26 protein-coding genes and 2 pseudogenes are annotated in these 26652 nt (G+C 60.7%); 10 read left to right on the top strand and 18 right to left on the bottom strand.

What is annotated here, in order from left to right:
* Nucleotides 1-18: 18 nt before the first annotated feature.
* The 3 genes from dusA to ACSQ3F_RS15465 all read right to left on the bottom strand — a co-directional run bounded on the left by dusA (nucleotide 19) and on the right by ACSQ3F_RS15465 (nucleotide 2297).
* Nucleotides 19-1170, bottom strand: a complete 1152-nt coding sequence (gene dusA / locus ACSQ3F_RS15475; RefSeq protein WP_436101036.1) for a tRNA dihydrouridine(20/20a) synthase DusA — start codon at nucleotides 1168-1170, stop codon at nucleotides 19-21.
* Between the two features lie 330 nt (nucleotides 1171-1500).
* The gene (locus tag ACSQ3F_RS15470) at nucleotides 1501-1743 is read right to left on the bottom strand and encodes a DUF982 domain-containing protein (protein ID WP_436101035.1); all 243 of its coding nucleotides are present in this window, start codon (nucleotides 1741-1743) and stop codon (nucleotides 1501-1503) included.
* 245 nt (nucleotides 1744-1988) lie between these two features.
* On the bottom strand, nucleotides 1989-2297 hold the full coding sequence (locus tag ACSQ3F_RS15465; protein WP_436101034.1) for a hypothetical protein: 309 nt from the start codon (nucleotides 2295-2297) through the stop codon (nucleotides 1989-1991).
* A 155-nt stretch (nucleotides 2298-2452) separates the two neighbouring features.
* Between ACSQ3F_RS15465 and ACSQ3F_RS15460 the strand changes: the two genes are divergently transcribed.
* The 3 genes from ACSQ3F_RS15460 to ACSQ3F_RS15450 all read left to right on the top strand — a co-directional run bounded on the left by ACSQ3F_RS15460 (nucleotide 2453) and on the right by ACSQ3F_RS15450 (nucleotide 3959).
* Nucleotides 2453-2656, top strand: coding sequence for a hypothetical protein (locus ACSQ3F_RS15460; protein WP_037122120.1), 204 nt, complete (start codon nucleotides 2453-2455; stop codon nucleotides 2654-2656).
* A gap of 67 nt (nucleotides 2657-2723) precedes the next feature.
* The gene (locus ACSQ3F_RS15455) at nucleotides 2724-3410 is read left to right on the top strand and encodes a fumarylacetoacetate hydrolase family protein (RefSeq protein ID WP_436101033.1); all 687 of its coding nucleotides are present in this window, start codon (nucleotides 2724-2726) and stop codon (nucleotides 3408-3410) included.
* An 18-nt stretch (nucleotides 3411-3428) separates the two neighbouring features.
* Nucleotides 3429-3959, top strand: coding sequence for a gamma carbonic anhydrase family protein (locus ACSQ3F_RS15450; protein ID WP_436101032.1), 531 nt, complete (start codon nucleotides 3429-3431; stop codon nucleotides 3957-3959).
* Here the strand turns inward: ACSQ3F_RS15450 and ACSQ3F_RS15445 are convergent.
* Together ACSQ3F_RS15445 and ACSQ3F_RS15440 are read right to left on the bottom strand one after the other, a co-directional pair.
* On the bottom strand, nucleotides 3949-4131 hold the full coding sequence (locus tag ACSQ3F_RS15445; protein ID WP_436101031.1) for a hypothetical protein: 183 nt from the start codon (nucleotides 4129-4131) through the stop codon (nucleotides 3949-3951). The genes ACSQ3F_RS15450 and ACSQ3F_RS15445 overlap by 11 nt on opposite strands.
* Before the next feature lie 89 nt (nucleotides 4132-4220).
* Nucleotides 4221-4868, bottom strand: coding sequence for a glutathione S-transferase family protein (locus ACSQ3F_RS15440; protein WP_436101030.1), 648 nt, complete (start codon nucleotides 4866-4868; stop codon nucleotides 4221-4223).
* A 190-nt stretch (nucleotides 4869-5058) separates the two neighbouring features.
* Here ACSQ3F_RS15440 and ACSQ3F_RS15435 point away from each other — a divergent pair.
* Nucleotides 5059-5166, top strand: a pseudogene (locus ACSQ3F_RS15435) (IS5/IS1182 family transposase); the annotation flags it as partial.
* Here the strand turns inward: ACSQ3F_RS15435 and ACSQ3F_RS15430 are convergent.
* Nucleotides 5164-5509, bottom strand: a pseudogene (locus tag ACSQ3F_RS15430) (HAD-IC family P-type ATPase); the annotation flags it as partial. The pseudogenes ACSQ3F_RS15435 and ACSQ3F_RS15430 sit on opposite strands and share 3 nt — an antisense overlap.
* Before the next feature lie 46 nt (nucleotides 5510-5555).
* Between ACSQ3F_RS15430 and ACSQ3F_RS15425 the strand changes: the two are divergent.
* A complete protein-coding gene (locus ACSQ3F_RS15425; RefSeq protein WP_436101029.1) occupies nucleotides 5556-5747 on the top strand; it encodes a hypothetical protein in 192 nt (63 codons plus the stop codon).
* A gap of 119 nt (nucleotides 5748-5866) precedes the next feature.
* Here the strand turns inward: ACSQ3F_RS15425 and ACSQ3F_RS15420 are convergent, their stop codons facing one another.
* The 3 genes from ACSQ3F_RS15420 to ACSQ3F_RS15410 are packed head-to-tail and all read right to left on the bottom strand — an operon-like array spanning nucleotide 5867 to nucleotide 8014.
* Nucleotides 5867-6268, bottom strand: a complete 402-nt coding sequence (locus ACSQ3F_RS15420; protein ID WP_436102161.1) for a Fur family transcriptional regulator — start codon at nucleotides 6266-6268, stop codon at nucleotides 5867-5869.
* Complete coding sequence (znuB, locus tag ACSQ3F_RS15415) at nucleotides 6265-7098, bottom strand: zinc ABC transporter permease subunit ZnuB (RefSeq protein ID WP_436101028.1); 834 nt, start codon at nucleotides 7096-7098, stop codon at nucleotides 6265-6267. Before znuB ends, ACSQ3F_RS15420 begins: the two co-directional genes overlap by 4 nt.
* Complete coding sequence (locus ACSQ3F_RS15410; protein WP_436101027.1) at nucleotides 7091-8014, bottom strand: ATP-binding cassette domain-containing protein; 924 nt, start codon at nucleotides 8012-8014, stop codon at nucleotides 7091-7093. The genes znuB and ACSQ3F_RS15410 overlap by 8 nt, the downstream gene beginning before the upstream one ends.
* Before the next feature lie 104 nt (nucleotides 8015-8118).
* Here ACSQ3F_RS15410 and znuA point away from each other — a divergent pair, with 104 nt between their 5' ends.
* Nucleotides 8119-9111, top strand: coding sequence for a zinc ABC transporter substrate-binding protein ZnuA (gene znuA / locus ACSQ3F_RS15405; protein WP_436101026.1), 993 nt, complete (start codon nucleotides 8119-8121; stop codon nucleotides 9109-9111).
* Between the two features lie 92 nt (nucleotides 9112-9203).
* Nucleotides 9204-10409 (top strand): zinc metallochaperone GTPase ZigA, encoded by a 1206-nt coding sequence (gene zigA / locus ACSQ3F_RS15400; protein ID WP_436101025.1) that lies wholly within the window; start codon nucleotides 9204-9206, stop codon nucleotides 10407-10409.
* A 62-nt stretch (nucleotides 10410-10471) separates the two neighbouring features.
* Here the strand turns inward: zigA and ACSQ3F_RS15395 are convergent, their stop codons facing one another.
* Together ACSQ3F_RS15395 and ACSQ3F_RS15390 are read right to left on the bottom strand one after the other, a co-directional pair.
* Nucleotides 10472-10825, bottom strand: a complete 354-nt coding sequence (locus ACSQ3F_RS15395; protein WP_436101024.1) for an RcnB family protein — start codon at nucleotides 10823-10825, stop codon at nucleotides 10472-10474.
* A 140-nt stretch (nucleotides 10826-10965) separates the two neighbouring features.
* Nucleotides 10966-12576 carry a glycoside hydrolase family 43 protein gene (locus ACSQ3F_RS15390; protein WP_436102160.1) on the bottom strand — a complete coding sequence of 537 codons (1611 nt, stop codon included), beginning with the start codon at nucleotides 12574-12576 and terminating at the stop codon, nucleotides 10966-10968.
* A gap of 353 nt (nucleotides 12577-12929) precedes the next feature.
* Here ACSQ3F_RS15390 and ACSQ3F_RS15385 point away from each other — a divergent pair, with 353 nt between their 5' ends.
* Together ACSQ3F_RS15385 and ACSQ3F_RS15380 are read left to right on the top strand one after the other, a co-directional pair.
* Complete coding sequence (locus ACSQ3F_RS15385; RefSeq protein ID WP_436101023.1) at nucleotides 12930-13505, top strand: TRAP transporter small permease subunit; 576 nt, start codon at nucleotides 12930-12932, stop codon at nucleotides 13503-13505.
* Nucleotides 13502-15295, top strand: a complete 1794-nt coding sequence (locus ACSQ3F_RS15380; protein WP_436101022.1) for a TRAP transporter large permease — start codon at nucleotides 13502-13504, stop codon at nucleotides 15293-15295. The genes ACSQ3F_RS15385 and ACSQ3F_RS15380 overlap by 4 nt, the downstream gene beginning before the upstream one ends.
* 116 nt (nucleotides 15296-15411) lie before the next feature.
* Here the strand turns inward: ACSQ3F_RS15380 and ACSQ3F_RS15375 are convergent, their stop codons facing one another.
* Together ACSQ3F_RS15375 and mgrA are read right to left on the bottom strand one after the other, a co-directional pair.
* Nucleotides 15412-16518 carry a TRAP transporter substrate-binding protein gene (locus tag ACSQ3F_RS15375; protein WP_436101021.1) on the bottom strand — a complete coding sequence of 369 codons (1107 nt, stop codon included), beginning with the start codon at nucleotides 16516-16518 and terminating at the stop codon, nucleotides 15412-15414.
* A gap of 425 nt (nucleotides 16519-16943) precedes the next feature.
* The gene (gene mgrA / locus ACSQ3F_RS15370; RefSeq protein WP_436101020.1) at nucleotides 16944-17975 is read right to left on the bottom strand and encodes an L-glyceraldehyde 3-phosphate reductase; all 1032 of its coding nucleotides are present in this window, start codon (nucleotides 17973-17975) and stop codon (nucleotides 16944-16946) included.
* A 219-nt stretch (nucleotides 17976-18194) separates the two neighbouring features.
* Here mgrA and ACSQ3F_RS15365 point away from each other — a divergent pair, with 219 nt between their 5' ends.
* Entirely contained in the window at nucleotides 18195-20006 is a 1812-nt protein-coding gene (locus tag ACSQ3F_RS15365) for a calcium-binding protein (RefSeq protein ID WP_436101019.1), read from the top strand.
* 91 nt (nucleotides 20007-20097) lie between these two features.
* Here the strand turns inward: ACSQ3F_RS15365 and ACSQ3F_RS15360 are convergent, their stop codons facing one another.
* The 5 genes from ACSQ3F_RS15360 to ACSQ3F_RS15340 form a co-directional block, all read right to left on the bottom strand.
* Entirely contained in the window at nucleotides 20098-21231 is a 1134-nt protein-coding gene (locus ACSQ3F_RS15360) for a Gfo/Idh/MocA family protein (RefSeq protein WP_436101018.1), read from the bottom strand.
* Between the two features lie 15 nt (nucleotides 21232-21246).
* A complete protein-coding gene (locus tag ACSQ3F_RS15355) occupies nucleotides 21247-22008 on the bottom strand; it encodes a sugar phosphate isomerase/epimerase family protein (protein ID WP_436101017.1) in 762 nt (253 codons plus the stop codon).
* 149 nt (nucleotides 22009-22157) lie between these two features.
* Nucleotides 22158-24632 carry a beta-mannosidase gene (locus ACSQ3F_RS15350; RefSeq protein WP_436101016.1) on the bottom strand — a complete coding sequence of 825 codons (2475 nt, stop codon included), beginning with the start codon at nucleotides 24630-24632 and terminating at the stop codon, nucleotides 22158-22160.
* Nucleotides 24633-24727: 95 nt separating this feature from the next.
* On the bottom strand, nucleotides 24728-25819 hold the full coding sequence (locus tag ACSQ3F_RS15345) for an ABC transporter ATP-binding protein (RefSeq protein ID WP_436101015.1): 1092 nt from the start codon (nucleotides 25817-25819) through the stop codon (nucleotides 24728-24730).
* A 4-nt stretch (nucleotides 25820-25823) separates the two neighbouring features.
* Nucleotides 25824-26651 carry a carbohydrate ABC transporter permease gene (locus tag ACSQ3F_RS15340; protein WP_436101014.1) on the bottom strand — a complete coding sequence of 276 codons (828 nt, stop codon included), beginning with the start codon at nucleotides 26649-26651 and terminating at the stop codon, nucleotides 25824-25826.
* Nucleotide 26652 lies beyond the last annotated feature (1 nt).

Below are 26652 nucleotides of genomic sequence, written 5' to 3'. Positions count from 1 at the left end.
TTCGCTATTCGCTATTCGCTATTCCGCCGCCTGCTTCGCCTCGGCTGCCGAAAGAACCGCGTCAAAGGCGGCGGCGATCACCTCCGGCCCGGCCCCTGCCCGCGTCGCATCGGCCGACAGGATCTGCCGGAACCGCCGCGCCCCCGGCCAACCCTGGAACAGCCCGACCATGTGCCGCGTGACATGAATGAGCCGTCCGCCCGAGGCGATATGCCGGGCCGCATGCGCCATCATCGCATCGCGGACACCGGCCCAGAACGCCAGTGACTGCCGGTGCCCATTGGCGGTAAAGGCCTCGGCGCTGAGATCGATGGCGGAAGCCCCCGTCAGCGGATGCGAAAAATACTGGTCCACGGCCGTCAGCATGGCGCTATCATGATAGGCGGTCCGGCCGAGCATGACGCCGTCCAGAGCGGGATGAGGAAAAGTGTGCAGCCCGCCCGCATCCCGCTCCACCTCAGTCTGCTGATTCAGTTCCTCAAGGGCCTGATTCAAACTGCCAAGACCGCCATTCAGGCCAATGAAAAGATGAGGATTTTCTGATTTGAGACGATGAACCAGACCATAATCCAGCGGCGGAATATCCCGGTTCTCCTTCGGCGACAGCCCCTGCAGCCAGGCTTTTCGCGCATGCACCCAGACGGCATCCGTGCCGGCCTCTGTGACCTGGGAAACGAGATCGCGCAGGGCCACTTCCGGCTCCTGGTCATCGACGCCGATCCGGCATTTGACCGTCACCGGGATCGACACCGCCGCCTTCATCGCCGCCACGCAATCGGCCACCACGGCCGGCTCGCGCATCAGGCAGGCGCCGAACGTGCCCGACTGCACCCGGTCCGAGGGACAGCCGACATTCATGTTGATCTCGGCATAGCCGAAATCTTCGCCGATCCGCGCCGCTTCCGCCATCTTGCCCGGATCATTGCCGCCGAGTTGCAGCGCCACCGGCTGCTCGGTGTCATCGAGCCCCAGCAACCGCTCCCGGTCGCCGCGCAGGATCGCCTCGGAGACGATCATTTCGGTATAGAGCAGCGCATGCTTGGAAAGCTGCCGGGCCAGAAACCGGTAGTGACGATCCGTCCAGTCGATCATCGGCGCCACGGCAAACACCGGTGCCTTGAAATACGCCGAACCGCTCGCGCCAGCCGCCAATGTTGTTTCGTCGCTCATGAAAACACTTTCATCCCCGCACACTTCGCAGGCAGCATAATGAGGCTGGGGCGCACAAGCGGGAAGGTATCATCCGGCTAAACGGCGCCATTAATCGCGGCCTTATACAGCGGGCCGGTTTTGAAAGCGAGACGGAACTTTGCGGATGACTGCGCGTGACGACAAGGTGCAGAGGCACGTAAGGCAAGAGGAGCGAGAAAACCGCCTGGCCCATCGCCGGCATGTAACGACGATCGATTTCAATCGTGCGAACCGGCTCTGCCGCAAAAACGACGGCAAGATGCCGCGGGTTGATGCGCGGCCGGTTTTCGCAATCCTGTGCCGGACGCGTCAATGCGCCTGAAGCTTTGCCTCTTTCGCGGCCGAAATGAACACTTCCCTTGCTTCCTCGGGCGACCTGCGGCCGTCGAGCGCTGCACGGCACAAGCTTCTGGCGGCGACGTAGCGCGGACCGCGCAGATCCGGCCAGGTGTCCATCAGGCAGATCAGGGCATCGAACGGTCCCTGCACGATCTGAGAGCCTGTGTGGGCAAACCCGACCTCCACAGGATTGGACCATTTGGTATATGGCATGAGCGTCTCCTCCGATTTTCTTGCCAACTTCAGAATAGCTGATTTGGTTCCCGCTGGGCAGACGGCAAAACGAAAAAAGCCTGCCGCGGGAGGAGGTGCGGCAGGCTTCTGAAAATGACCCACGGTCGGGAGGAGGTGACCGCTGATCGATCGCAGCTTTTCGGGAGGAGGTGAATCACTGCGATAAATATGACTTTATTGCTGCATTGCATCAAAATCAAGTGAAATCTTATGCGGCGCAGCAATTACCGATAGCGGCTGCGCTGGGGTGGCGGGATCGAGGCGCTGCCGATCAGATAGCCGGCAACGAAAGCCGCGGCGCCGAAAATGAGCAGCGCCGTGCTGGTTGCCGACGGATGCTCGTGCGCGGTCCGGGCTACCGCGTGAAACCGGTTCGCAAATTTTTGGTATTGGCCATCTTCATGCTCCTCTTCTTCTTCAGCAAGGAAACATCCCAAAAGTAATATTGTTCCATAAAGAACGGAGAGGATGCCCGCAATCTGGGCGTATGCTCGAAAAATACGTCCAAACAGCCTCTTTTGATAGAAGATCACGTGTCATCACGACACGAATTCCAAGCATCTGCTGAAAAATGACTGTTGTGATTCGTTTACCTGTGGCATGTTATTAGATGAGGTGCCTCATAAAAACCAATTTCGGAGTAGCTACTGCAGCCATAAACAAAAAATAAAGCGACGGGAGAGAACACATGGTAGAGGAAAATCTGTATCGCATCGTTGAAGTCAGCTTGAAACGTGGCACTGATCGCCGTGATGTCGGCATCATGACCGTGCGCCAGGCGCTTGAGCTTCCGGATGTCCCCAGCCTGGAATACACCCATCCGGACCTCAATTCCCGGGCCGGCAGCCGGTTTCTGACACGTGACCAGCTCGAGGCCTACGCCTGCAGTTGAAGCATCTTTCCCCGCCCCGTAAAGGGGTGCTATCGTCAGGCATTCGCAATCGAATGCCTGGATACCGATGACCACTGTAATTCCCCTTCCCGCCCCGGTTCTGTTGCCGGTTGCGAAATCCGATCGGGCCTTTCCCGTTCGCCGCGTCTACTGCGTTGGCCGCAACTATGCGGCCCACGCAATCGAGATGGGCCATGACCCCGACCGCGAACCGCCCTTCTTCTTTCAGAAAAACCCGGACAATCTGACAGCACAGCAAGCGGAGTTTCCCTATCCACCGCTGTCGTCCGACGTGCATCACGAGGTCGAACTCGTCGTCGTGCTGAAAAAAGGCGGCGACAACGTCGATACCGGCGACGCCCTCGATTGCGTCTATGGCTATGCCGTCGGCATCGACTTCACCCGCCGCGACCTGCAGGCAGAGGCAAAGGCGGCGGGCAAGCCATGGGCGGCGGCGAAGGCCTTCGAACACTCGGCGCCGGTTTCAGAGATCGTTCCGGCCGAGACCATCGGCCATCCAGCGAATGGCAATATCTGGCTGACGGTCAATGGCGACAGGAAACAGCAGGGCGACCTCAACCAGATGATCTGGAAGGTGCCGGAAATCATCGCCGAACTGTCGAAGCTTTTCACGCTTGCTGCCGGAGACGTCATCATGACAGGGACGCCCTCGGGTGTCGGTTCGGTGTCGCGCGGTGACGTGATTTCCTGCGGCATCGACGGCGTTGCGACGCTGACCGTCACGGTCGTTTAAGGACACGAAGGAAACATCATGCCGCTTTATGCACTTGGCCCAGCACGACCATCTGTCCCGGCGCAAGGCAGCTATTGGGTGGCGCCGGACGCGCACGTCATCGGCAAGGTCGAACTGGGCAAGGATGTCGGCGTCTGGTTCGGCGCCGTGCTGCGCGGCGACAATGAGCCCATCCGCATCGGCGCCCGCACCAATATCCAGGAAGGCGTCGTTATCCATGTCGATCCCGGCTTTCCGGTAACGATCGGCGAAGGCTGCACCATTGGCCATCACGCCATCGTGCACGGCTGCACCATTGGCGAAAATTCGCTGATCGGCATGGGCGCAACGGTGCTGAACGGCGCTGTGATCGGCAACAACTGCCTCGTAGGCGCCAATGCGCTGGTGACGGAAGGCAAGGTCTTTCCCGACAATTCCCTGATCGTCGGCGCACCGGCGAAGGCTATCCGGCTGCTGGATGAGACGGCTGTCGCCGGCTTGAAGACGTCGGCGAATGGCTATGTCAAGAAATGGCAGCTTTTCGCGACGAGCCTGTCGATCATCGAGTAGCTGTTCTCAGAGCTTCAATCATCTCAGCCGGAGCGTGGCCGGCAAAGGCAGAGGTATCGATCCTCGCGTCCGCCTGCATCGCGGCATTGCCTGCCAGCACACGATCTCCGTCCACCCGGCCGGAGACGCCCTTGCCGTTGACCGCTTCGAAGTCGGAAACGGCAACCAGCATCAGCAGCCGGTTTTCCGGAAAAGTAGGGTCAGGCCCCATAAACTGAACGAAAAACTCGGATGACGACTTCGAGCCAGGACGGACCTCAATCAGCCGGCCGGTGGCTTGTTAACCGCCAATTGAGCGTCGAAGGCACGCCTGTAGGCGGGCCGCGCTTCGCCGCGGGCCACATAGGCGGAGAGGTTCGGATATTCGTCCAGCATACCCGACGCTTTCAACCGGAGCAGCACCGACACCATCATCAGGTCGCCCGCGCTGAACGGACCATCGAGCCAGTCGGCATCGCCAAGGCGAAGGGAAAGTTGGCCCAGCCGGTTACGGACGCGATCCTCGACGAGAGGCATGCGTTGCGCGGACCAGGACTTGTCGCCCTCAAGGAGCCTGGCTGTTCCGAGTTCAAGGATCGGCGGCTCCACCGTGCTGAGCGCGGCGAACATCCATGTGATCGCGCGCGCCCGGGCATTCGCATCGTCTGGCAACAGGCCCGCATGGCGCTCCGCGATATGGAACACGATCGCCCCCGTCTCGAACAAGCCGAGATCGCCTTCTTCGTAGGTCGGAATCTGCCCGAAAGGATGAAGCGCCAGATGTGCGGGTTCCTTCATCGCCCTGAACGAAACAAGACGAACCTCGTAAGGTTGGCCCACTTCTTCCAGCGCCCAGCGAACGCGTGTATCACGCGCCAGTCCCTTGCCGCCATCGGGTGACCGTTCAAAGGCGGTAATGGTGATGGTCATCGTGAGGCTCCTCCTTGGCCAAAATCATGGCTGCGGGGCTGGCAAGCTGTCAAGGCAAACTCACCGAGATTGAAGACGACCCCGTTCCATGTCCGGTTTGTCCGAAAAGCAGACCTTTGCAAACTCTAATTCCATCTTGATGTGACATCGTGATTCAAGCGCGGCAGGAGGACCTGCCGATGTCTTCTGGCTGACTAAGGCTCAGCTTAAGCGCATTGAACCCTTTTTCCCCCGGACGCGTGGCATTCCGCGCGTGGATGACCGGCGTGTGGTCAGCGGGATAGTTAGGCTCCACAAGCACATCCGTCAGGCGCTGCTTACCTTCAGTCAGCGTGCCGGTCTTGTCGACGATCAGCACATCGATGGCCGCGAGACGCTCCAGCGCCGCGGCTTCGCGGACGAGCACACCGGACTGGGCGCCCCTGCCGTCGCCGTCATGATCGAGATCAGCGTGGCGAGACCGGGCGCACAGGGGCAGGCAATGATGAGGACGGAGACAGCGGCGACCAGCCCATAGATGAACGACGGTTGCGGACCAAGCACCAGCCAGCCGACAAAAAGCCGCCAGTGCGACAAGGACGACTGCAGGGACGAACCAGCCGGACACTTGGGGCAAGTTTCTGGATCGGCGCGCGTGAGCGCTAGCTAGAGTTTCGCCTTCTTCACGACCTTCGGCTTGTCCTTCACATGGCCGGACAGGAAGAACCAGGGATCGACACCGAAGCGGCCGTGGCAACGCTGGCTGCAGAAATTTTAGGTCGTGCGCCGATAATCGAGGCCCGGTTTTCCAGCATTGGGTTTCACGGTCATGCCGTAGACCGGATCAATGGCGGTTTCGGCCATGTCCTGCGCTGGATGAACATGGGCGTGGCCGTGTGAATGCGCGGAAAACAGGAAATCGGACATCGACTCGCGATTGTTCACGTCTGAACCTCGATAGACCGGATGTTCGGACATCCGCTTGAAATGGATACGGCTTTGACGGGGCCTGACGGAGATTATGCGCAGGTGCAGTTCTGACAGTGGCCGCGAATCTCGATCGTCGTCTTTTCGGTCTTGAAATGCTCCCTGCCGGCAAGCACCGAGAGCCGCTCCTCGATACCCGCATCATGCATTTCGGTCACCTGGCCGCAATCCTCGCAGATCGCAAAGGCGGTAACGCCGTGATCATGGTGATGATGATCCGGATGCGTGCAGGCAACGAAGGAGTTGAGGCTTTCGAGCCGGTGGATCATGCCGAATTCGAGCAGCTTGTCCAGCGCGCGATAAACCTGAAGCGGAGCACGAAAACCATGGTCGCGCAGTTTGTCGAGGATGGTGTAGGCACTGAGCGGGCCGTCCGCATGGGTGAGCGCATCGAGCACCAGCGTCTGGTTCTTGGTGAGTTGCTGCGCCATCAGTGATGCCCTCCATGCGTCGAGTGAATAGCCGTTTCGGATTCTCCGTTCCGGCCGAACGGCAAAAGGCTGAGCACGAAAAGCCCCATCGCCGCAACCACGATCGAGGGACCGGACGGCGTATCGAAGTGCAGCGAGCCGAACAATCCGCCGGTGACGGCGAGCGCGCCGATGACCGAGGCGAGCACGGCCATGATCTCGGGTGACGTGGCAAAGCGCCGGGCGGTTGCCGCCGGGATGATCAGCAGCGAGGTGATCAAGAGGATGCCGACGATCTTCATGGCGATCGCTATCACCAAGGCCATCAGCAGCATGAAATAGAGCCGCGCCCGCTCCGGCTGCAGGCCTTCGGCCTCGGCCAGTTCCGGATTGACAGTGGAGGCAAGCAGCGGCCGCCAGAGATAGACGATGGCAAAGAGAACGAGAATACCGCCACCCCAGACGAGATCGATATCCGCTTCGGAGACGGCGAGAATATCGCCGAACAGGAAGCCGACGAGGTCGATCCGCACCCAGCTCATGAAGGCAACCATGACAAGGCCGATCGACAGCGCCGAATGGGAGAGGATGCCGAGCAGCGCGTCTGTCGAGAGCGCGCCGCGCTTTTGCAGCAGAAGCAGAAGCAGCGACACGGCTGCGGCGACGATGAAGACGCTGAGCATCAGATTGAGTTCGAACAGCAGCGACAACGCCACGCCGAGCAATGCCGAATGGGCCATGGTGTCGCCGAAATAGGCCATGCGGCGCCAGATGACGAAACAGCCGAGCGGACCGACCGTAATGGCAAGGCCGATGCCGGCAATGAGCGCGCGGGTGAAGAAATCGTCAAACACGGCGCGTCTCCTTGTTGTCGAATCCCTGCAGGCGGCTCTGATGGCCGCAACCGCAATCCGGGCCGTGGTCATGATCGGCATGGTCATGATCGCCATGAGCGTGGGCGCCATGATGATGGCCGTCGTCCGGATGGCAATGCTCAGTGATGCTGCCATCGGCATGCAGCACGCGGCCGTCCGGCAGATGGGTGTGGTCGTGATCGTGGCTGTAGACGGCAAGCGTCTTGGCCGCGCGGCTGCCGAACAGCTTCAGATATTCCGGGCTTTGGCTGACCATCTGCGGCGTGCCGCGGCAGCAGACATGGCCGTTGAGGCAGATCACCGTATCGGTCTCGGCCATCACCACATGCAGGTCATGCGAGATCAGCAGGATGCCGCAGCCGGTCTGGTTGCGGATGGATTTGATCAGGTCGTAAAGCGCGATCTCGCCGGAGAAATCGACGCCCTGTACCGGTTCGTCGAGAACGAGCAGATCGGGCTTGCGGGCAATGGCGCGGGCAAGCAGCGCCCGCTGGAACTCGCCGCCGGAAAGATGCTGCACCTCGGCACGGGCAAGATGCGCGATGCCGGTGGAATGGAGCGCCTCCTCGATCTCGCGGCCCTTCAGCGGGCCGGTCAGCGTCATCAGGCGCTCGACCGTCAGGGGTAGCGTCCAGTCGATGGCCAGTTTCTGCGGCACATAACCGACCTTCAGGCCCGGCTTTCGCTCGACCCAGCCCTCGTCCGGCTTCAGCACGCCGATCGCGGCTTTCGCGGTCGTCGATTTGCCCGAGCCGTTCGGGCCGATCAGCGTGACGATCTCGCCGCGGTTGATGGAGAACTCGACGCCGCGCACCAGCCAGCGGCCGTTGCGGCGCACGCCGGCATTGTTCATGAGGACGAGTGGCTTCTGGTCGGACGTGCGGAAATTCAGCATCAAAAAAATCCGGGTGAGGTGTTGCCAGCCGCTATGCCACACGTTATAGCATAACGCAATTGATGTAATAACATTACATTGATTTACAAGACAGGAGTCCCCGCATGAGCCTGAAAAAATCCCTCCTTTTGACATCCTCCCTGCTTTTCGCCCCCTCCATGCTTCTGGCAACGGGCACCGCCCATGCCGAAGTCCCGAACGTCGTCGTCTCGATCAAGCCGATCCATTCGCTGGTCGCCTCGATCATGAAAGGGATCGGCGAACCGGCGCTGATCGTCGAGGGCGCCGCCTCCCCCCACACCTACAGCATGAAGCCCTCCAACGCCTCGGCGCTGGAAAACGCCAACATCGTCTTCTGGGTCGGCCATGGGCTGGAAGCCTTTCTGGAAAAACCGCTGGAATCGCTTGGCAGCGGCGCGAAGGTTGTCGAACTGGACGACGCGCCCGGACTTGAAAAGCTGAAATTCCGCGAAGGCGGCGCGTTCGAGGCACATGACGATGGCGACGAACACGAAGCAGGCGCGCAAGGCGGCGAGGATCACGCCCACGAGGAAGGCCATCACGACGAAGAGGGCGAGTTCGACATGCACCTCTGGCTCGATCCGGCCAACGCCAAGGTGATGGCGGCCGAGATCGAAAAGACGCTTGCCGCTGCCGATCCGGACAATGCTTCAACTTACAAGACCAATCTCGACGCCCTGAGCACCCGGCTCGACGCGCTCGACAAGACGCTTACGGAAACCGTCGCACCAATCAAGGACAAGCCCTTCATCGTCTTTCACGATGCCTACCAGTATTTCGAGCATCGCTATCAAGTGAAGGTGGCGGGCTCGATCACCGTCAGCCCCGAGGTCCTGCCGGGCGCCGAGCGCCTGTCGGAGATCCACGCCAAGATCGTCGAGCTCGGCGCCACCTGCGTCTTTGCCGAACCGCAGTTCGAACCGAAGCTCGTCAACGTCGTGCTCGAAGGCACGCCGGCGAAATCGGGCACGCTCGACCCGGAAGCCGCCACCCTCGATGCCGGCCCCGACCTCTATTTCCAGTTGATGGAAGCCATCGGTACCTCGCTGAAAACCTGCCTTTCCAACGGCAGCTAAACAGGCTCCTCCCAGCGACTGAGAGAGGCGGGCCACAGGCCCGCCTTTTTCAGATCATTAAATGTAATAGTATAACATAAAGGATACGGGCGATGTCCGACAGACTTCCGGTCACCGTTCTCTCCGGCTTTCTCGGCGCCGGAAAGACCACGGTGCTCAATCACATCCTCAACAATCGCGACGGGCTGCGGGTTGCGGTGATCGTCAACGACATGAGCGAAGTGAATATCGACGCCGCTTTGGTGCGCGACGGCGGCGCGAACCTGTCGCGGACGGAGGAACAGCTGGTCGAGATGACCAATGGCTGCATCTGCTGCACGCTGCGCGACGACCTGCTGAACGAGGTGCGCAAGCTGGCGGAACAGGACCGCTTCGACTACCTGCTGATCGAATCGACCGGCATTGCCGAACCACTTCCCGTTGCGACGACGTTCGAATTTCGCGACGAGAATGGCGCCAGCCTCTCCGATGTTGCGCGGCTGGATACGATGGTGACCGTCGTCGATGCCGCCAGCCTTCTGGCCGACTATTCCTCCGATGACTTCCTCGCCGACCGCGGCGAAACGGCCGGAGACGGCGACAACCGAACGCTCGTCGACCTCTTGGTCGAACAGATCGAATTCGCCGATGTCGTCATCCTCAACAAGACCGGTAGCGCAACGGCCAAACAGCGCGACGCGGCCCGCAAGATCGTCGTCGGTCTCAATCCGGATGCGCGGCTGATCGAGACGGATTTCGGGCGGGTGGCGCTGCGGGATGTTCTGGGCACCGGGCTGTTCGATATGCTGAAGGCCGAACAGCATCCGCTTTGGTACAAGGAACTGCACGGCTTCAGGGACCATGTGCCGGAAACGGAGGAATATGGCATTCGCTCCTTTGTTTACCGGGCGAAAAAGCCGTTCGACCCCACCCGGTTTCACGCCTTCATCAACCGCGCATGGCCGGGCGTGGTTCGCGCCAAGGGCTTCTTCTGGCTGGCGACGCGTCCGCACCATGCCGGTGAACTGAGCCAGGCGGGTCCCATGGTGCGCACGTCGAAGATGGGGCTCTGGTGGTCGGCGGTTCCCAAGGCGCAGTGGCCGGACGATCCGGGGTTTCTGACCATGATGAAGCCCTATCTGGATCCGGTCTGGGGCGACCGGCGCCAGGAGATCGTCTTCATCGGCGCCGATCCGATGGACCAGGCGGCGCTGGAAGCTGAACTTGATGATTGCCTTGTGAACGCCGGGAGTTTCACGCCTGAGCGGTGGCGGACCCTGCCCGATCCGTTCGCCGATTGGTCCGCCAGGGCAAGTTAGCGGCGCCAGCGCCACGCCCTGTTTGCGAAAGGCGGCTCGACGCCGCCTCTCGATCATCTTGCCTAGCGGGTTGCGAGGCTGACGATCACGCCGGTCGCGACGCTGATCAGCAGGAAGTCGTTGTCGACGCGAACCCACTGCTGGCCGCGCTGCGGCGCGTAGAGCCTGTAGCGGCGGTAATCATTGACCGCGGCGATGCGGCGGCGCTCAGCCGGCGACAGGCGATGGCCACGCGCCCAGCGCTTTTTCACGACGACGCGCTGTTCGACGATCTTCTTGTTGCCATACTTGTACACGTTCTTTTCGACGTGGCGCTCCTTCACCTGAACAACTTCGAACGGCTTTGCCGGCTGCGCGAGAGCCATCGGCGCCGTCAGGAAGGAACTGGCGACCAGTGCGATCAAGAGACGTTTCATGGGGTGTCCTTTCGTTTTTGACACCCCGAAACTACGGCTGCAAAGATGAACGGAAACTGAAAACAGAAATTAAAAAATTGTAATAACATCAGTCAATTACAAGAATAATCTAATGAACAACATTCTCATTCAATGGTGAATTATAACGCCTCATAGCTAAAGCGATCGAAATCGGCAACCTGCGCCCGGCCGGACGTATCGAAAGCGAACATACCCGCGAAGGCGCCGGTGAACGAGCCATGTTCGCCGCGCCCGCCCTCGTCGGAAACGACGCCCGCATCGAGCAGCGGGCCGATCTTGCGCCAGGCGCGGTATCCATCGGGATGCCAGAAGAACTGCAGCTCGTTACCCCGGATTTCCGTCGCCAGGTAGACACGCCCGAACGGGACGGAAACGCCGCTGTCGGCGGGAAACGTCATGCGGGCATGCGGAAAATCGCCGGCGCAGGAGAAGATCGTCACGACCCGACCGAGCTTTTCATGCAGGGTAACAGCGAGCGCATGGAACTTGTGGCGGTTGTAGTAATGCGTCAGACCGGCGGCCTGTTGATAGGTATCCGGCTCGAATTCGACGACCGTCTCCGCGCGGAAGGAATGATGCTCCTGCCGCCGTGCCACCAGCGCCTGTTCGAACCAGCTGCCGATGCTTTCACGGCCGAACAGCCGCAGATGGCCGGGATTGTCCGTCAGCGAGAAAATCCGCTCGGGTACCGGCGTGCGCAGCCATTGGAAATCTTCGGGCAACCGGGGACCGTCGAAGTCGGTTTCGACCCTTGCGGGCTTCTCAATGACGGCGGTCTCGCCCGGCGCCGGAACCTCGACGGCCGGCACGACACCACCCTGCTCCAGATAGAGCCATCCGTCATCGCGCCACACACATTTCTGCAGCGCCGTCTCGCGGCCGAGCGTGCAGCGCCGGAGCGGCGGCAACGGGCGGCCGGCGAGATGGGTATGATAGGCCTGGCCGTCGGGCGTCTCGATATACTGGCCATGCCCTGCCCTTTGCAGCACGGCGTCCGGCGCGTCCTTGGAGGTGATCAGATGCGTCTGCGGATGCATCTCGTAAGGGCCTTCGATCGTCCGCGATCGGGCCATCGTTACCACGTGATCATATCCCGTGCCGCCCTCTGCTGTCGTCAGATAGTACCAGCCATTGCGCTTGAAGAGATGCGGGCCTTCGACGAGCCCTTGGGTACTGCCGGCGAAGATATTCTTGATCGGCCCGACGAGCTTTTTCGAGACCGGGTCCCACTCCTGCAGCAGAATACCGTCGAAGGCGGGCGACTTCGGCGCACCGCCAAAGCTCTCGGTGCGGTGGTTCCACTGCATATTGAGGAACCACTTGCGGCCATCGTCATCGTGGAACAGCGATGGGTCGAAGCCCGAGGAATTGACGTAGATCGGCTCCGACCAATCGTCCTCGATGGAGGATGATGTGACTATATAGTTGTGCGCATCCTTGAAGTTGCCATCGAAACGCTTGACGTCGGTATAGACCAGCCAGAACAGGCCGTCGGCATGGGACAGGCACGGCGCCCAGACGCCGCAGCTGTCGGGATTGCCGCGCATGTCGAGCTGGCTTGCCCGCTCCAGCGGACGCCGGACCAATCGCCAATTCACCAGATCGCGCGAGTGGTGGATCTGCACGCCGGGATACCATTCGAAGGTGGAGGTGGCGATGTAGTAATCCTCGCCCACGCGGCAGATGGACGGGTCGGGATTGAAGCCGGGTAGAATAGGGTTACGGATCAACGCGGTCATATCTTCCCCCAAGGGTTTCTAAGGACATCCAGCCTGAAACCCGGCGCCGTTTCAAGACCTGCCGTGCCTGTTCAGACACATTGGACGGCCGCTAATCCGAGTCGTCCATGTTACCGAAAGACGCCGACACTGCCGGGGGACGCCAGGGGGGTGGCAAGGCTGTTTTTGCACGATTTTTGCCTAAGCTTTAGGCATTGCCGGGAAGCTCACACGCTACTTTGGTATCACGCGACGTGACGATACGGGAAAATCGGGTGCAAGGCTTGAAAGAGGCCTTGAAATCAGCACTGTGGCTATGCTTGGCAACAAAAATCGACAATCAGCTTGGCGGGGGAGGAACTTTTATGACCGCACTGCTCGGTATCAGCAGGCTCATTGACCGTATCACGGAAATCATCGGCAAATCAGTCTCCTGGCTGATCCTGGTGGCCGTTCTGGTCAGCGCCGGCAACGCCATTATCCGAAAAATATTCAACATGTCGTCGAATGCCTGGCTCGAGGCGCAATGGTATCTCTTCGGCGCCGCCTTCATGCTCGCTGCCGCTTATACGCTGAGCCAAAACGAGCATATCCGCATCGACGTTGTCTACGGCAAATTCTCGCGCCGCGTGCAGCACTGGATCGACCTCTTCGGCCATGTGTTCTTCCTGATGCCGTTCGTGCTTTTGATGCTCTACTTCTTCATACCCTACGTCCGGATGTCGTATATGTCCGGCGAAGTCTCCTCGAGCGCCGGCGGCCTGATCATCTGGCCGGCCAAGGCCATCCTGCTCTTCGGCTTCATCCTGCTCGCCCTGCAGGGCGTTTCGGAGATCATCAAGAAGATCGCGATCATGACCGGCAACATGGACGACCCGTCGCCCTATGCGCCGACCCACGCGCCTCTTGAAGACGTCGTTCTTCCGGAGGCCCGTCCATGATCGAATTCATCGCCGAAAACATGGCCCCGATCATGTTCGTATCATTGATCGTGTTTCTGCTGCTGGGCTATCCCGTCGCCTTCTCGCTCGCCGCCAACGGTCTGCTGTTCTTCATCATCGGCGTCGAACTCGCCCCGCTGTCGGATTCCATCAACCTCTCCTGGCCGCTCCTCAACGCGCTGCCCGAACGGTTCTGGGGGGTGATGTCGAACGACACGTTGCTCGCCATCCCCTTCTTTACTTTCATGGGCATCGTGCTCGAACGATCCGGCATGGCCGAGGACCTGCTCGACACGATCGGCCAGCTCTTCGGACCGATCCGCGGCGGTCTTGCCTATGCGGTCATCTTCGTTGGAGCGCTGCTCGCGGCCACAACCGGCGTGGTTGCGGCCTCGGTCATCGCCATGGGCCTGATCTCGCTGCCGATCATGCTGCGCTACGGCTACGACCGGCGTGTCGCCTCCGGCGTCATTGCCGCCTCCGGCACGCTTGCCCAGATCATTCCGCCGTCACTGGTCCTGATCGTTCTTGCCGACCAGCTCGGCCGTTCGGTCGGCGACATGTATGCCGGTGCCCTGGTCCCCGGCCTGGTGCTCACCGGGCTCTACATGAGCTACATCCTGCTCATGACCTTCATCCGGCGTGATTCGATGCCGGCCTTGCCACTTGAAGCACGCACGCTCGGCTCGGGCGTCGCATCGCTCTTTGTGGCGCTGGCTGTCGCGGCGGGCATCGCATACGCCGCTCATATCTTTCTTTCACCGACACAAGGCGAAAATGCCGACATCCTCGGCGCGACCGTCGGCGTGGCCTTCATCTACGTGGTCGCGCTCATCGACCGGGGTCTGAAGATCAATGCGATGTCCAGACTTGCCCAGCAGGTCATCATCGTCCTGATCCCGCCGCTGGCGCTGATCTTCCTCGTTCTCGGCACGATCTTCCTCGGCATTGCGACGCCGACGGAAGGCGGCGCCATGGGTGCTGTCGGCGCCCTGATCATGGCGGCAGCCAAGGGACGGCTGACCCTGGATGTCGTGCGCTCCGCTCTGACCGCCACGACACGGCTGTCGGCCTTCGTGCTGTTCATCCTGATCGGCGCACGGGTGTTCTCGCTCACCTTCTACGGCGTCAACGGCCATATCTGGGTCGAGCACCTGCTGGTTGGGATGCCCGGCGGTGAAACGGGCTTCCTGATCACCGTCAACCTGCTTGTCTTCTTCCTGGCCTTCTTCCTGGATTTCTTCGAGCTCGCCTTCATCATCGTGCCGCTGCTCGCACCGGCGGCCAACGCGCTCGGCATCGACCTCATCTGGTTCGGCGTCCTGCTCGGCATCAACATGCAGACCAGCTTCATGCATCCGCCCTTCGGCTTCGCGCTCTTCTACCTGCGCTCGGTCGCGGCCAAGGTGCCCTATCTCGACCGGGTGACGGGCAAGCTGACGCAGCCGGTGACCACGGGGCAGATCTATTGGGGTGCGGTACCCTTCGTCGGCATCCAGATCCTGATGGTGGCGTTGACGATCGTGTTCCCGCAAATGGTCATGCACTACAAGGGCGACGCCGCCGTGGTCGATCCAGCCACAATCAAGATCGAGGTCCCCGGCTTCGGCACCGGCGGAGGCGGCCTGACACTGCCCGACAATGGCGGCGGCCTCGGCCTGCCGGGCGGCCTGCAATTGCCGGGCGGCAATCCGCTCGATGGCAGCGGCCAGCAACCAACGGATCAGAACGGTTCGGGAAGCCAGCAGAAGCCCGCCAACGATCTTAGCGCCCCGCCATCCTTCAACTAACCGTGACAGAGCCGGCGTTTGCGCCGGCCCTGTTCCTTTCCTTTGTCGATCGCAGGCAAAGAAAAACCCCGGAGCGGCCGCTCCGGGGTTTTTCGTCTTCGCGATGAAACGGGCGTTTAGAGCTTGCCGCCGCGCTGCTCGATCATCATGAAGGTGTCGTAGTTGTATTCGGCGATCTGCGCATTGAGGTAGTACTCGCCGCGGAAAGCCTTGATCGAGCCCCAGATCTTCTTGAAGGTCGGGTTCGAGGCTTCCATCTCGGCATAGACCTCGTTGGCCGCGTCGAAACAGGCCGACAGGATTTCCGGGCTGTACGGGCTGAGCTTGGCGCCAGCGCCAACGAGACGCTTGATCGCCGCGGGGTTGAGATAGTCGTACTTCTGCAGCATGTTGGCGTCGGTCGCCTGGCAGGCCGTGCGCAGCAGCGACTGGTAGTTCTTCGGAAGGCCGTCGAAGGCCGCCTTGTTGAACATCGCATGCACCGTCGGGCCGCCTTCCCACCAACCGGGATAGTAGTAGTAGGGCGCAACCTTGTAGAAGCCGAGCTTCTCGTCGTCATAGGGGCCGACCCACTCGGCGGCGTCGATCGTGCCCTTTTCGAGCGACGGATAGATGTCGCCACCGGCGATCTGCTGCGGAACGACGCCGAGTTTCTCGGCGACCTTGCCGGCAAAGCCGCCGATGCGCATCTTCAGGCCCTGCAGGTCGGCGACCGTATTGATCTCCTTGCGGAACCAGCCGCCCATCTGCACGCCGGTATTGCCGCCGGGATATCCAACGAGGCCTTGCGTCGCCAGGAACTCATTGAACATGTCGATGCCGCCACCATGATAGTGCCAGGCATTCATGCCGCGGGCATTGAGCGCGAACGGCACCGCGGCGCCGAGCGCCCAGACCGGGTCCTTGCCCCAATAATAGTAGGAAACCGTGTGGCAGGCTTCGACCGTGCCGGCGGCCGCCGCGTCGGCTGCCTGCAGGCCCGGGACGATTTCGCCGGCCGCGAAGACCTGGATCTGGAAATTACCGTCGGTCGCCTCGGAGACGTATTTCGACAGCACCTCGGCACCGCCATAGATCGTATCGAGCGACTTCGGGAAGGACGATGCCAGTCGCCAATTGATCTTGGGGCTGCTCTGCGCGATGGCGGGCGCTGCGAGCGTCGTTGCCGCGACGGCGCCGACGCCGCCGAAACCTGCACGCTTGATGAATGAACGGCGATCCATGTTCTCTCCTCTGTTTTCGCGGACAGCCGGCCTTGCCGATACTGTTCCTCCCCGCGGGGCGCAGGCCGTACCAACCGGTTTCGACTGGTTCAAACGGACATACGCGTTTTCGAATTCACGACATTCGGGCAGGTAATTCCAATGAAATCACACGCCGCCGTGGGCAGATTACACGCTCGCCCCCTCATGTCCAGCCATGCCAAGAAAAGCCCTTCTTCGACTTTTGTCTAATAACAACTTTCAATGTTTGCAGAGACTTACGGAACGCTACTTACAAGCCTTCGTGTCACCATTACCGACCAGGCAACGTCAAAGAGCCGGGAGCGCCGGAAAGGCGCTCCACACCTATGCCAGGCTTTGGTATGGGAAAGGCACCGGATCTGACGATCCGATGCCTCCTGTTATATTCCCAAATCCTGGCTTGCTTACGCGCGTTCCGCCGACGAAGCCCACAGGTTAATGTCGGCTTCCTTGGCGTAGATATCGATTTCCGCCAGTTCCCCGGCCGTGAACGTGTCGTTCGTCAGCGCGGCGACGCAATCGACGATCTGCGACGAGCGGCTGGCGCCGATCAGCGCCGAGGTGATATGGCCGCCGCGCAGCACCCAGGCGATCGCCATCTGCGCCAGCGTCTGGCCGCGCCTCTCGGCGATCTCGTTGAGCTTGCTGATATTGTCGATGATCGACGGGCGGATGAAGTCCTTCTTGAGGAAATGGTTCTGTGCCGCGCGGCTGTCGGCCGGGATGCCGCCGAGATATTTCGTCGTCAGCATGCCCTGCGCCAACGGTGAGAACACGATCGAACCGACGCCGAGGCCTTCCAGAGTATCGATGAGGCCGTCATCCTCGACCCAGCGATTGAGCATCGAATAGCTCGGCTGATGGATGAGCAGCGGCGTTCCGAGATCCTTCAGGATCGCAGCGGCTTCGCGGGTGCGCTGCGCGTTATAGGACGAAATGCCGATATAAAGCGCCCTGCCCGAACGGACGATACGATCCAGCGCCGCACAGGTTTCTTCGAGTGGCGTATCCGGATCGAAGCGGTGCGAGTAGAAGATATCGACATAGTCGAGGCCCATGCGCTTCAGGCTCTGGTCGCAGGAGGCGATCAGATACTTTCGGCTGCCCCACTCGCCGTAAGGACCAGGCCACATGTCGTAGCCGGCCTTGGAGGAAATGATCAGCTCGTCACGGTAAGCGGCAAGATCGGTGCGCAGGATTTCGCCGAAGGCGGTTTCAGCCGAGCCCGGAGGCGGACCGTAATTGTTGGCGAGATCGAAATGGGTGATGCCGAGATCAAAGGCCGTGCGGCACATGTCGAGCCTGCGCTCGTGCGGCGTGTCATGGCCGAAATTGTGCCAGAGGCCAAGCGAGACCGCCGGCAGCTTCAGCCCGCTCTTGCCGCAGCGATTGTACTTCATCGTCTCGTAGCGATTGTCTGCCGGTTGCCATGCCATGTCAGATATCCTTCCCATTGGGTCCAAGCCGGAGCCGAGACAGCGATATGCCACGGAGGCGCGGACCGAAACAAGAGCCATCGAAAGCTCAAGCTTAAGCTTAAGCAATTGAACAGTTTTCAGTGTTAAAAAACCGGCGAGGATCCTTGGCGACAGGCGGCAAGTAACCGCGTTGATTTCATCATTGATAGAGAAATTTCAATATCCGACAGGTGAAATGTGGCGCTCACCAATATTACCGAGATCGAAAAGAAAGACTTCCTGTCGACGACCGTCGCTTTCCTGAAGAAATGGGAGAATGCCGGCCTGATCGGCGACACACAACCGAGCGCGCAGGGCGGAATTCATGACGACGGCAAGCAAATTCCGACAATCGGTTATGGCCTGAACCTCAAGGCGCTGAGTTTCGGCGACATTTCGAAAGCCTACAAGCTGGCGCTGACGGGAAAAATCGACGGCAAGCTGTCAACCCTGCAGGAAAACGGCCTGAAAATCATCGAAAAATGGAAGACCGACACGACGCCGACCGTCGCAGAAGATGTTGCGTTGATCAGCAAGTCAGAGGGAAAGGCGGGCACGGCGGCGGAAAAGAAGGCGCTTCAATCGCTCTGGCTCAGCGACGCCCAAGCCAGTGTTCTGCTCGAAGCCAGGCTCAAGGGACATCCGGGACTTTTCTCCTCGTCCATTGAGACGGAGCTGACGGCGAGGCTGAATGGTTTCGGTGCCACGTTGCCGGAGCAATCGCAGGAACGGCTCGTCCTCTATTCGCTGTACTACAATGCACCAACTCTGATCGGCCCTGGCATCTCGGCTGCCATCAAGACCAACAATCATGCCAGCTTCTGGTACGAAGTCCGCTACAACCACAGCAATTTCAACGTCAAAGGCCTGCAGAACCGGCGCGAAGAGGAATCGAGCAAGGTCGGCATCCTTGCGCCGGCGGATCGCGAAGATGCCGGCGCCGTTCTCAAAGCCATGGATTTCCTGTTCGACCGCGAAGGCGGAACATCGAGCGTCTACGAAAAGATCGCCGCGCGCGACAAGGTCATCAACGAAACGGACCAGGCCAATACAAAGACCGAATCCTTTGAGGCTCAAGTCTCGGCCTACCTGAAAATCCTTTCGGACAAATATGCCGGCGGGGATCAGTTGCACTTCGTTCAGGCGGGCGGCTCGGGCAACGACACCTTTGCGGCGGGCGTGGCGAGCTATGCGCGGTTCGATGCAAAAACGATGCGAAACGAGACGAATACCAATGATCTCGTCATCGCGGGCGATGGCAACAACGCGGTCAAGACCGGCGGTGGCGACGATTGGGTCTATTCCGGCAAGGGAAGGGATCGAATCGATCTTGGCGCTGGTGACGATCATGCGTCCGCAGGCGCAGGGGACGACGTCATCAACGGCGGCGACGGCAGCGACGTCATGAAGGGCGGCAAGGGCTACGACACCTACGTCATCGATGACGTTTCGGATCGCGTTGTCGACGGCGACAGGGGGAAGATAAAAACCGAGATTTCGCTAAACGTCCTGACGCAGAATATTGATACCTATGTCAACCTCAAGGCCGGCCTGACACACACGCTGAAACTCGACGCCGCCAAGCTCCCAACCGATCCGCAAGGCGGTGTCGCCAACGTGAATTTCGAAGGCAGCAGCGGCAACGATACCTACCGCCTGTCGCTGACCGGCGACAGCCTGCTCGCCTATTTCAAGACCGGCGCCGGCAATGACAAGCTCATCCTGACCGGCAGAGAAAATCCCGAAACCGGCACAACGACAATCTTCGTGGAAGACGCCGCAAGTTCCGACCGTTTCGACATCTCCGTCTTTGATGCCCGTTCCCTTGATGCTTTTCAGGGCACGGCGCAGGACATTGGGGACTATTTCTACAAGCTGGAAAGCCAATCGGACGTGACCACGATGGTTATCTGGTATGCCGCGGACAACGGCGACGGCGGCGCCAGTCTCAACAAGACGGTCTCGATCGCCTCGACGGAGACGATGTCCGACGCCATGTTCATCGTATGATTACGACACGGGCCTCAAGTCCGGCCCACATCGCCGAAAGAGGTTGATGGAGAACTGGCCCGCCCGCCGTGTAGCGGGCCAGAAACGGGCATCATCGCAGAAGCGCCTTCGCCTCTTCGATGCCGAGGGCCGCCGGCTGGGTGCAGGTCGTCGTCAGTTCTACGAACTGGCCCGTCTCGCCCGACTGCAGGATCGACACCATGACGTCGACGCCATGCAGCGCGCGCTCCAGCGAGCAGCGGGCATCGCGACCTTCGAGGATGGCAAGCGCCATGTCGGCAAGCCCGGCGGTGCGGTAGTTGGCCATCGGTCCCTGCGGGTGCTCCTGATTGGTGACGGCGAAGGGATGATCCCACATCTCGATGGGCTGGATGTCCTTGTCGCGGCCGCTCGCCAAGATCGTGCCGCCGAAGAAGTTCGGGTCGGGCAGGAAGAGCGAGCCGTTGGTGCCATAGAGCTCCATGTTGCCGTGGCGGTGCGACCAGACATCCCAGCTCGCCGACAGCGTCACCGTCGCGCCGTTCTGGAATTCGAGCAGGGCATGGATGTTGGTCGGCGTCTTCACCGGAATGACCTCGCCCTTGCGCGGCTCGCTGGTGATGGTGCGCGTATGGTTGGCCATCGAGGTCAACGCCGCCACGCGCTTGACCGGACCGATCAGGTTGACGAGATTGGCGATGTAGTAGGGGCCGAGGTCGAGGATCGGGCCGCCGCCGGGCAGGAAGAAGAAGTCCGGGTTCGGATGCCACATCTCCATGCCCGGGCTCATCACGTGGCAGGTGCCCGAGGTTACGCGGCCGATCTTGCCCTGGTCGATATAGTCGCGGGCCAGTTGATGCGCGCCGCCGAGGAAGGTGTCCGGCGCGCAGCCGACCTTCAGGTTGCTGGCCGTGGCGATGCCGCGCAGCTGCTCGCCCTGCTCGAGCGTCAGAACGAGCGGCTTTTCGGAATAGACGTGCTTGCCGGCCTCGAGGATCATCTTGGAAACGGGGAAATGCGCTTCCGGGATCGTCAGGTTGACGACGATGTCGATCTCGGGATTGGCAAGCAGTTCCTCGATGGTCTGCGCCTTGACGTCATATTCCGATGCACGCGTCTCGGCGGCCGCCGGATTGATATCCGCGCAGGCGATGACCCTGATGCCCTTGAAGAGCGGCGAAAGCCTGAAATAGGTGGTGGAAATGTTGCCGCATCCAATGATGCCGACGCCAAGTTCTCGTGTCATGGTGTGCTCTTTCTATCAGTAGGTCTTGATCGATGCGATCGAGCGCTCGGCCGTCGCCTTGAAATCCTTGGGGTTGTCGTGCTCGACGATGCAGTATCGGGCAGGCGTCGCGGCGAGCGCCTTGAACAGCCTCTTCCAATCAACGGTACCATGGCCGACATCGGCCCAGCCGTCCTCATCCGCGTTTTCGCCGGCTGCAGCGATGTCCTTCACGTGGACGGCTGTAATGCGACGGCCAAATTTTTCGATCCAGGCAAAAGGATCGGCACCGCCGCGGATCACCCAGGCGATGTCGGCTTCCCAGGAAAGGTTCGGTCCACCGGCAAAGATGTGATCCTGCGGGATGGAGCCGTCCGGCAAGGCCACGAACTCGAAATCATGGTTGTGCCAGCCGAAATCGAGACCGGTGTCGCGGATCGGTTTTCCGGCCTTTTCCAGGCGCTCGCCGAACGCCCTCCAGCCCGCCGCGTCCGCCGGACGCTGGTCGGGAAGCAGGTAGGGGCAATAGATCGCCCTGATGCCGAGGGCGTTAGCGATCTTCAGCACGCCGGCCGGATCGGATTCGAGCATATCGAGACCGAAATGGGCCGACGGCATGGCCACGCCACTTTCATCCATGTCAGCCTTCAAAGCAGCCAGGGCGGCGTCATCGAGCGAGGCGTAGAGAGCGCCATAGCCCTCCACCTGCTTGTAGCCGGCAGCGCCGACGGTCTTCAGGACATCGGCAAGCGGCGGGAAATTGCGGGCGCTGTAAAGCTGGAAGCTGACGGTCTGCATGGAAAGTCCTCCTTGGGATTTATTGGAGTGAGGTGTCGTCGTCCGCGACCAGCAGAGAGCTCGGATGGGTGTTCGTCGGATGTGCCGGCATGGAGGTATCACTCCGCACGATGAAGGCATCGACTTCACTGCGCAGCATGAAAAACTCCCTAGCCATTGCCCTGGCAGGACTGCAGGTCGTAGCCGGTAAAGACCGGGTGAGCACCTGCTGCCAGCGGCTGCTTTGGTGTGAAGCGAATGACGCGGCTTTCTCCCGCAGTCAGATCGAAGGCATTGTCGGAATAACGGCCTTCGACATCGGCTTCGATCATCACATGGAGAGCAAGGCCGGACGCCGAAACCGTGAGGTCGTAAGAACCCTCCCCTGCAGCGCTTGCCATAATCGACAGATCGGACGGCTCGAGGTCGAGCGCCTTGTAGGTCGACTGCGCATGATGCCCCTCGCCGCGCATGCCGTTCGAGGCTTCGAATGACCAGAACAGCAGCATGCCCTTCGGAATGTCCGCGGCAGCGATCGCCAGCAGCGTAGCGGCACGATCGGGGCTGCAGGGGCCCGCGGCGGCGGTCAGGGGCTGCTTTTCGCCGGAGAGCGAAACGAGGAAGGTTTGCAGCTCGACGGTAACCGGCTCGGCGGTGTCGTTGACCATCGAGAAGGCGATGGTCTTCCCATCGTCGGAGGGGATGGCCGCAACGGCGACCGGCTGGAAGAACCGGCGCACCATGTAGTGCATGGCCTTCCAGTTGCCGCCATAGTCGAGGCTCGCCCAGGATGCGACCGGCCAGGTGTCGTTGAGCTGCCAGTAGAGCGTGCCCATGCAATGGGGTTTGAGCGATCGCCAGAATTCGACGGCGGTGCGGATCGCCAGTCCCTGCTGGATCTGGCTGAGATAGACGAAATTCGAAAAATCCTTCGGGAAGCGGAAGTAGCGGAACATCGTCGCCGCAATGCGCTCGTTGCCGCCCGCGTTCTTCTGGTGAGATTCCATCACCGGGGAAGCGACGTTCAGGTCCTTCTGTTCGGCGAACTGCCGGACGATGGGCATCGAGGTATAGGACTGGAAACCGAATTCGGAGCAGAAGCGCGGCCGGACCGTGCGGTAATTGTCGAACGACTTGTTCTCGTGCCAGACCGACCAGTAGTGCATGTCGCCGGAACCATCGGCATGCCAGGCGTCGCCGAAGTTGAGCGGCCCGACGGATGGGCTGGATGGCCACCAGATCGCATCGGGTGCGGCCGCCTTGAAACCGGTCTCGATGGTTCGGTTGAGACGGTCGTAGGAAACGAGATAGCGGTCGCGATCCCTGCGGCTCTCTTCAAACCAGGTGAGCGCTCCGACCAGCTCGTTGTCGCCGCACCAGAGCGCGATCGACGGATGGGACGACAACCGCTTGACCTGATAGTCCACCTCGGCCGCGACGTTTTCGAGGAAATCCGGCGTCGAGGGGTAGAGGTTGCAGGCGAACATGAAATCCTGCCAGACCATCAGGCCGAGCCGGTCGCAGAGATCGTAGAACCAATCCGTTTCATAAAAGCCGCCGCCCCAGACGCGGATCATGTTCATGTTGGCATCGACCGCCGAGCGCAGCAGATCCTCGACGCCCTCCGGCGTGACCCGTGAAGCGAGCGCATCGGCCGGGATCCAGTTTGCCCCGCGGCAGAAGATTTCACGACCGTTGACGCGGAAAGCAAAACGACTACCGGCGTCGTCCTTGTCGGTCAGAAGCTCGATGGTGCGAAAACCGATCTGGCGGGTGACCGTTTCGCCCGGAAACGAGACGGTGAGTTCGGACAAGGCCTGCGCGCCGCTGCCTGCCGGCCACCAGAGCTTCGGATTTTCGACGGTAAAGACGTGCGTGACCTGTGTTTCACCGGCATTGACGGCGCAATCCAGGTGTTCCCTTAGGCCATCGAGCGAGAAATCGATGCCGATGACGCCGGGCTCCTCGGCAAAGAGCGTCACCGTCACCTGAAGATCGACGGCGCCGCCGGTCTGCGGCACCTGCCGGGTCGTGACATGCTCGATGCGAGCCGCTGAAATTTTCTTGAGGGCAATCGAGCCGTAGATACCAAGCGGCGCGACGGCAATGTTCCAGTCCCAGCCGAAATGGCATTGCGGCTTGCGCAGCATGTTGCCGTTGGGGATCGGGCAGTTACCGGTCGAGTAGGGAATATAGAAGGGCTGGACCGCCTGCGCTTGAGCCGCAGCAGCGATCGCTGAATGGATGACGATGCGCAGCCGATTTTGGCCTGCTTTCAAGATAGAGCTCACGGCCGGGCGATAGCGAAGAAAGCAGTTTTTGGCCTCCAGAACCAGTTCGTCGTTGACATAGACCGAGGCGATGGTGTCCAGGCTTTCAATATCCAGATACCAGAACCCGGCGAGATCGGCCGCGTCGATGTCGAACGTGCGCTCAAGCACCCAGTCCTTGTGTGCCACCCACTGAACGTCATCCTCGTTGCGGCCGAAATAGGGATCGGCGATCACGCCGACGGCCTGCAGGGCGCTGTGGACGTCGCCCGGAATGGCGATCGTCAGCGCATGACTGTTGTCCGACGAGGCAAGCAGCCAGTCGCCGGATAGGTCGAGCGCTACGGGTTCGGAGATGAAAGCGTCAACAGACATGGTCAAAAATCCATTCGCTGCCCATCGCTCAAGGATGGGCGTCATCGTCTTTGGGCGGCCACTGAGGGTGCGGCCGTCATGTTGTCGCGGGTTGATCAGATCCTGTTTTCTGTGACTGCGTCGAAGACCGAGGCCATCGACATGTCGAAGCTGAGTTTCAGCGCCTTGCCGGGCGCGTAGCGCCGCGAACCGGCAATGCGTACCGACATGGTCTGCCCGGCGAGCTTCAGCCACAGGAGATTGTCGGCTCCCATCGGCTCCTCGATATCGACGACCGCATCGTGAACTTCCAACCCCGGCACGTTTTCATCGACCTTGACGTGTTCCGGGCGCACGCCGAGAACGACCTTGCGGCCGGCCTCCAGCCGTCCGCGCGCCGGATAGGCGCCCATGCCGAAATCGACGCCATTGACCTCAATGACCTTGCGCCCGCCCCGCTCCTTGATCTCGCCGCGAAAGAAATTCATCGACGGCGAACCGATGAAGCCGGCGACGAAGAGGTTTTCCGGGAGGTTGTAGATCGTCATCGGATCGGCAAGCTGCTGGATGACGCCGCTCTTCATCACGGCAATGCGGTCCGCCAAGGTCAAGGCTTCGATCTGGTCGTGCGTCACATAGATCATCGTGTTCTCAAGCGACTGGTGGAGACGCTTGATTTCGACGCGCAGTTCCGAGCGTAGCTTGGCGTCGAGGTTCGACAGGGGCTCGTCGAACAGGAACACGTCGACATCGCGAACAAGGGCACGGCCGATCGCCACACGCTGGCGCTGGCCGCCGGACAGTTCCGACGGCTTGCGCTTGAGGAGAGGCTTGATCTGCAGGATCTCGGCGGCACGGGCGACGCGCTTGTCGATTTCGGCTGCCGGCAGCTTGGCGACGCGCAGGCCGAAGGACAGGTTCCGCTCGACCGTCATCTGCGGATAGAGCGCATAGGACTGGAACACCATGCCGATGCCGCGGTCCTTGGGTTCCTCCCAGGTGACGTTCTTGTCCTTGATGAAGATCTGGCCGCCGGTGACGTCGAGGAGCCCCGCGATGCAGTTCAACAGCGTGGACTTGCCGCAGCCGGACGAGCCGAGGAGGACGAGGAATTCGCCGTTCTTGATGTCGAGGTTAAGCGTGTCGAGCACGGTGACGGCACCGAAGCTCAACGACAGATCCCTGACCGATACGCTGACGTTGTTCATGCACTCACCCTTTCACTGCGCCGGCGGCAATACCGCGGACAAAAAGCCGTCCGGAAACGAAGTAGACGATCAATGGAACGGCCCCCGTCAGGATGGTCGCCGCCATATTGACGTTGTATTCCTTCACGCCCTGGACCGAGTTGACGATGTTGTTGAGCTGGACGGTCATCGGATAATATTCCGGCCGGGCGAACACCACGCCGAACAGGAAGTCGTTCCAGATGCCGGTGATCTGCAGGATCATCGCGACGACGAAGATCGGCAGCGACATCGGCAGCATGATCTTGAAGTAGATCGTCCAGAAACCGGCCCCGTCGACGCGCGCCGCCTTGAACAGCTCTTCCGGCAGCGACGAGAAATAGTTGCGGAACAAAAGCGTCAGGATCGGCATGCCGAAGATCGTGTGGACGATGATCAGACCCGTGAGCGAACCGTAGAGACCCATTTCGCGCAGCACGATGACGATCGGATAGATCATCACCTGATAGGGGATGAAGGCGCCGACGATGAGGATTGTGAAGAACAGGTCGGCGCCCTTGAAGCGCCAGTTCGCGAGTGCGTAACCGTTCACCGAGGCGATCGCGATGGAGACGATTGTTGAGGGAATGGTGATCCGCACCGAATTCCAGAAACCGCGGGACAGGCCGTCACAGTTCAGGCCGGTGCAGGCGCTGGACCAGGCCTTGACCCAAGGCTCGAAGGTGATCTCAAGGGGCGGCGAGAAGACGTTGCCAAGCCGAATTTCCGGCATGCCCTTCAGCGAGGTGACCATCATGACGTAGAGCGGCAGCAGATAATAAGCCGCGGCGAAAATCAGCGCGCCATAGATCATG

The organism is Pararhizobium sp. LjRoot238, from assembly GCF_964252955.1.
Classification (GTDB): domain Bacteria; phylum Pseudomonadota; class Alphaproteobacteria; order Rhizobiales; family Rhizobiaceae; genus Pararhizobium.
The sequence above is the reverse complement of the archived record's forward strand: the minus strand, read 5'-3'. Positions and strand labels throughout refer to the sequence as shown.

Excerpts from the sequence above, each read along its gene's own strand:
- ACSQ3F_RS15455 (WP_436101033.1), top strand. The coding sequence starts at position 2,724 with ATGACCACTGTAATTCCCCTTCCCGCCCCGGTTCTGTTGCCGGTTGCG.
- ACSQ3F_RS15345 (WP_436101015.1), bottom strand. The coding sequence starts at position 25,819 with ATGAACAACGTCAGCGTATCGGTCAGGGATCTGTCGTTGAGCTTCGGT.
- ACSQ3F_RS15440 (WP_436101030.1), bottom strand. The coding sequence starts at position 4,868 with ATGACCATCACCATTACCGCCTTTGAACGGTCACCCGATGGCGGCAAG.
- ACSQ3F_RS15355 (WP_436101017.1), bottom strand. The coding sequence starts at position 22,008 with ATGCAGACCGTCAGCTTCCAGCTTTACAGCGCCCGCAATTTCCCGCCG.
- ACSQ3F_RS15350 (WP_436101016.1), bottom strand. The coding sequence starts at position 24,632 with ATGTCTGTTGACGCTTTCATCTCCGAACCCGTAGCGCTCGACCTATCC.
- dusA (WP_436101036.1), bottom strand. The coding sequence starts at position 1,170 with ATGAGCGACGAAACAACATTGGCGGCTGGCGCGAGCGGTTCGGCGTAT.
- ACSQ3F_RS15360 (WP_436101018.1), bottom strand. The coding sequence starts at position 21,231 with ATGACACGAGAACTTGGCGTCGGCATCATTGGATGCGGCAACATTTCC.
- ACSQ3F_RS15385 (WP_436101023.1), top strand. The coding sequence starts at position 12,930 with ATGACCGCACTGCTCGGTATCAGCAGGCTCATTGACCGTATCACGGAA.
- ACSQ3F_RS15410 (WP_436101027.1), bottom strand. The coding sequence starts at position 8,014 with ATGCTGAATTTCCGCACGTCCGACCAGAAGCCACTCGTCCTCATGAAC.
- ACSQ3F_RS15425 (WP_436101029.1), top strand. The coding sequence starts at position 5,556 with ATGGCCGGACAGGAAGAACCAGGGATCGACACCGAAGCGGCCGTGGCA.
- znuA (WP_436101026.1), top strand. The coding sequence starts at position 8,119 with ATGAGCCTGAAAAAATCCCTCCTTTTGACATCCTCCCTGCTTTTCGCC.
- ACSQ3F_RS15340 (WP_436101014.1), bottom strand. The coding sequence starts at position 26,651 with ATGATCTATGGCGCGCTGATTTTCGCCGCGGCTTATTATCTGCTGCCG.
- ACSQ3F_RS15445 (WP_436101031.1), bottom strand. The coding sequence starts at position 4,131 with ATGCTGGTTGCCGTTTCCGACTTCGAAGCGGTCAACGGCAAGGGCGTC.
- mgrA (WP_436101020.1), bottom strand. The coding sequence starts at position 17,975 with ATGGCATGGCAACCGGCAGACAATCGCTACGAGACGATGAAGTACAAT.
- ACSQ3F_RS15470 (WP_436101035.1), bottom strand. The coding sequence starts at position 1,743 with ATGCCATATACCAAATGGTCCAATCCTGTGGAGGTCGGGTTTGCCCAC.
- ACSQ3F_RS15375 (WP_436101021.1), bottom strand. The coding sequence starts at position 16,518 with ATGGATCGCCGTTCATTCATCAAGCGTGCAGGTTTCGGCGGCGTCGGC.
- ACSQ3F_RS15395 (WP_436101024.1), bottom strand. The coding sequence starts at position 10,825 with ATGAAACGTCTCTTGATCGCACTGGTCGCCAGTTCCTTCCTGACGGCG.
- ACSQ3F_RS15380 (WP_436101022.1), top strand. The coding sequence starts at position 13,502 with ATGATCGAATTCATCGCCGAAAACATGGCCCCGATCATGTTCGTATCA.
- ACSQ3F_RS15450 (WP_436101032.1), top strand. The coding sequence starts at position 3,429 with ATGCCGCTTTATGCACTTGGCCCAGCACGACCATCTGTCCCGGCGCAA.
- zigA (WP_436101025.1), top strand. The coding sequence starts at position 9,204 with ATGTCCGACAGACTTCCGGTCACCGTTCTCTCCGGCTTTCTCGGCGCC.
- ACSQ3F_RS15460 (WP_037122120.1), top strand. The coding sequence starts at position 2,453 with ATGGTAGAGGAAAATCTGTATCGCATCGTTGAAGTCAGCTTGAAACGT.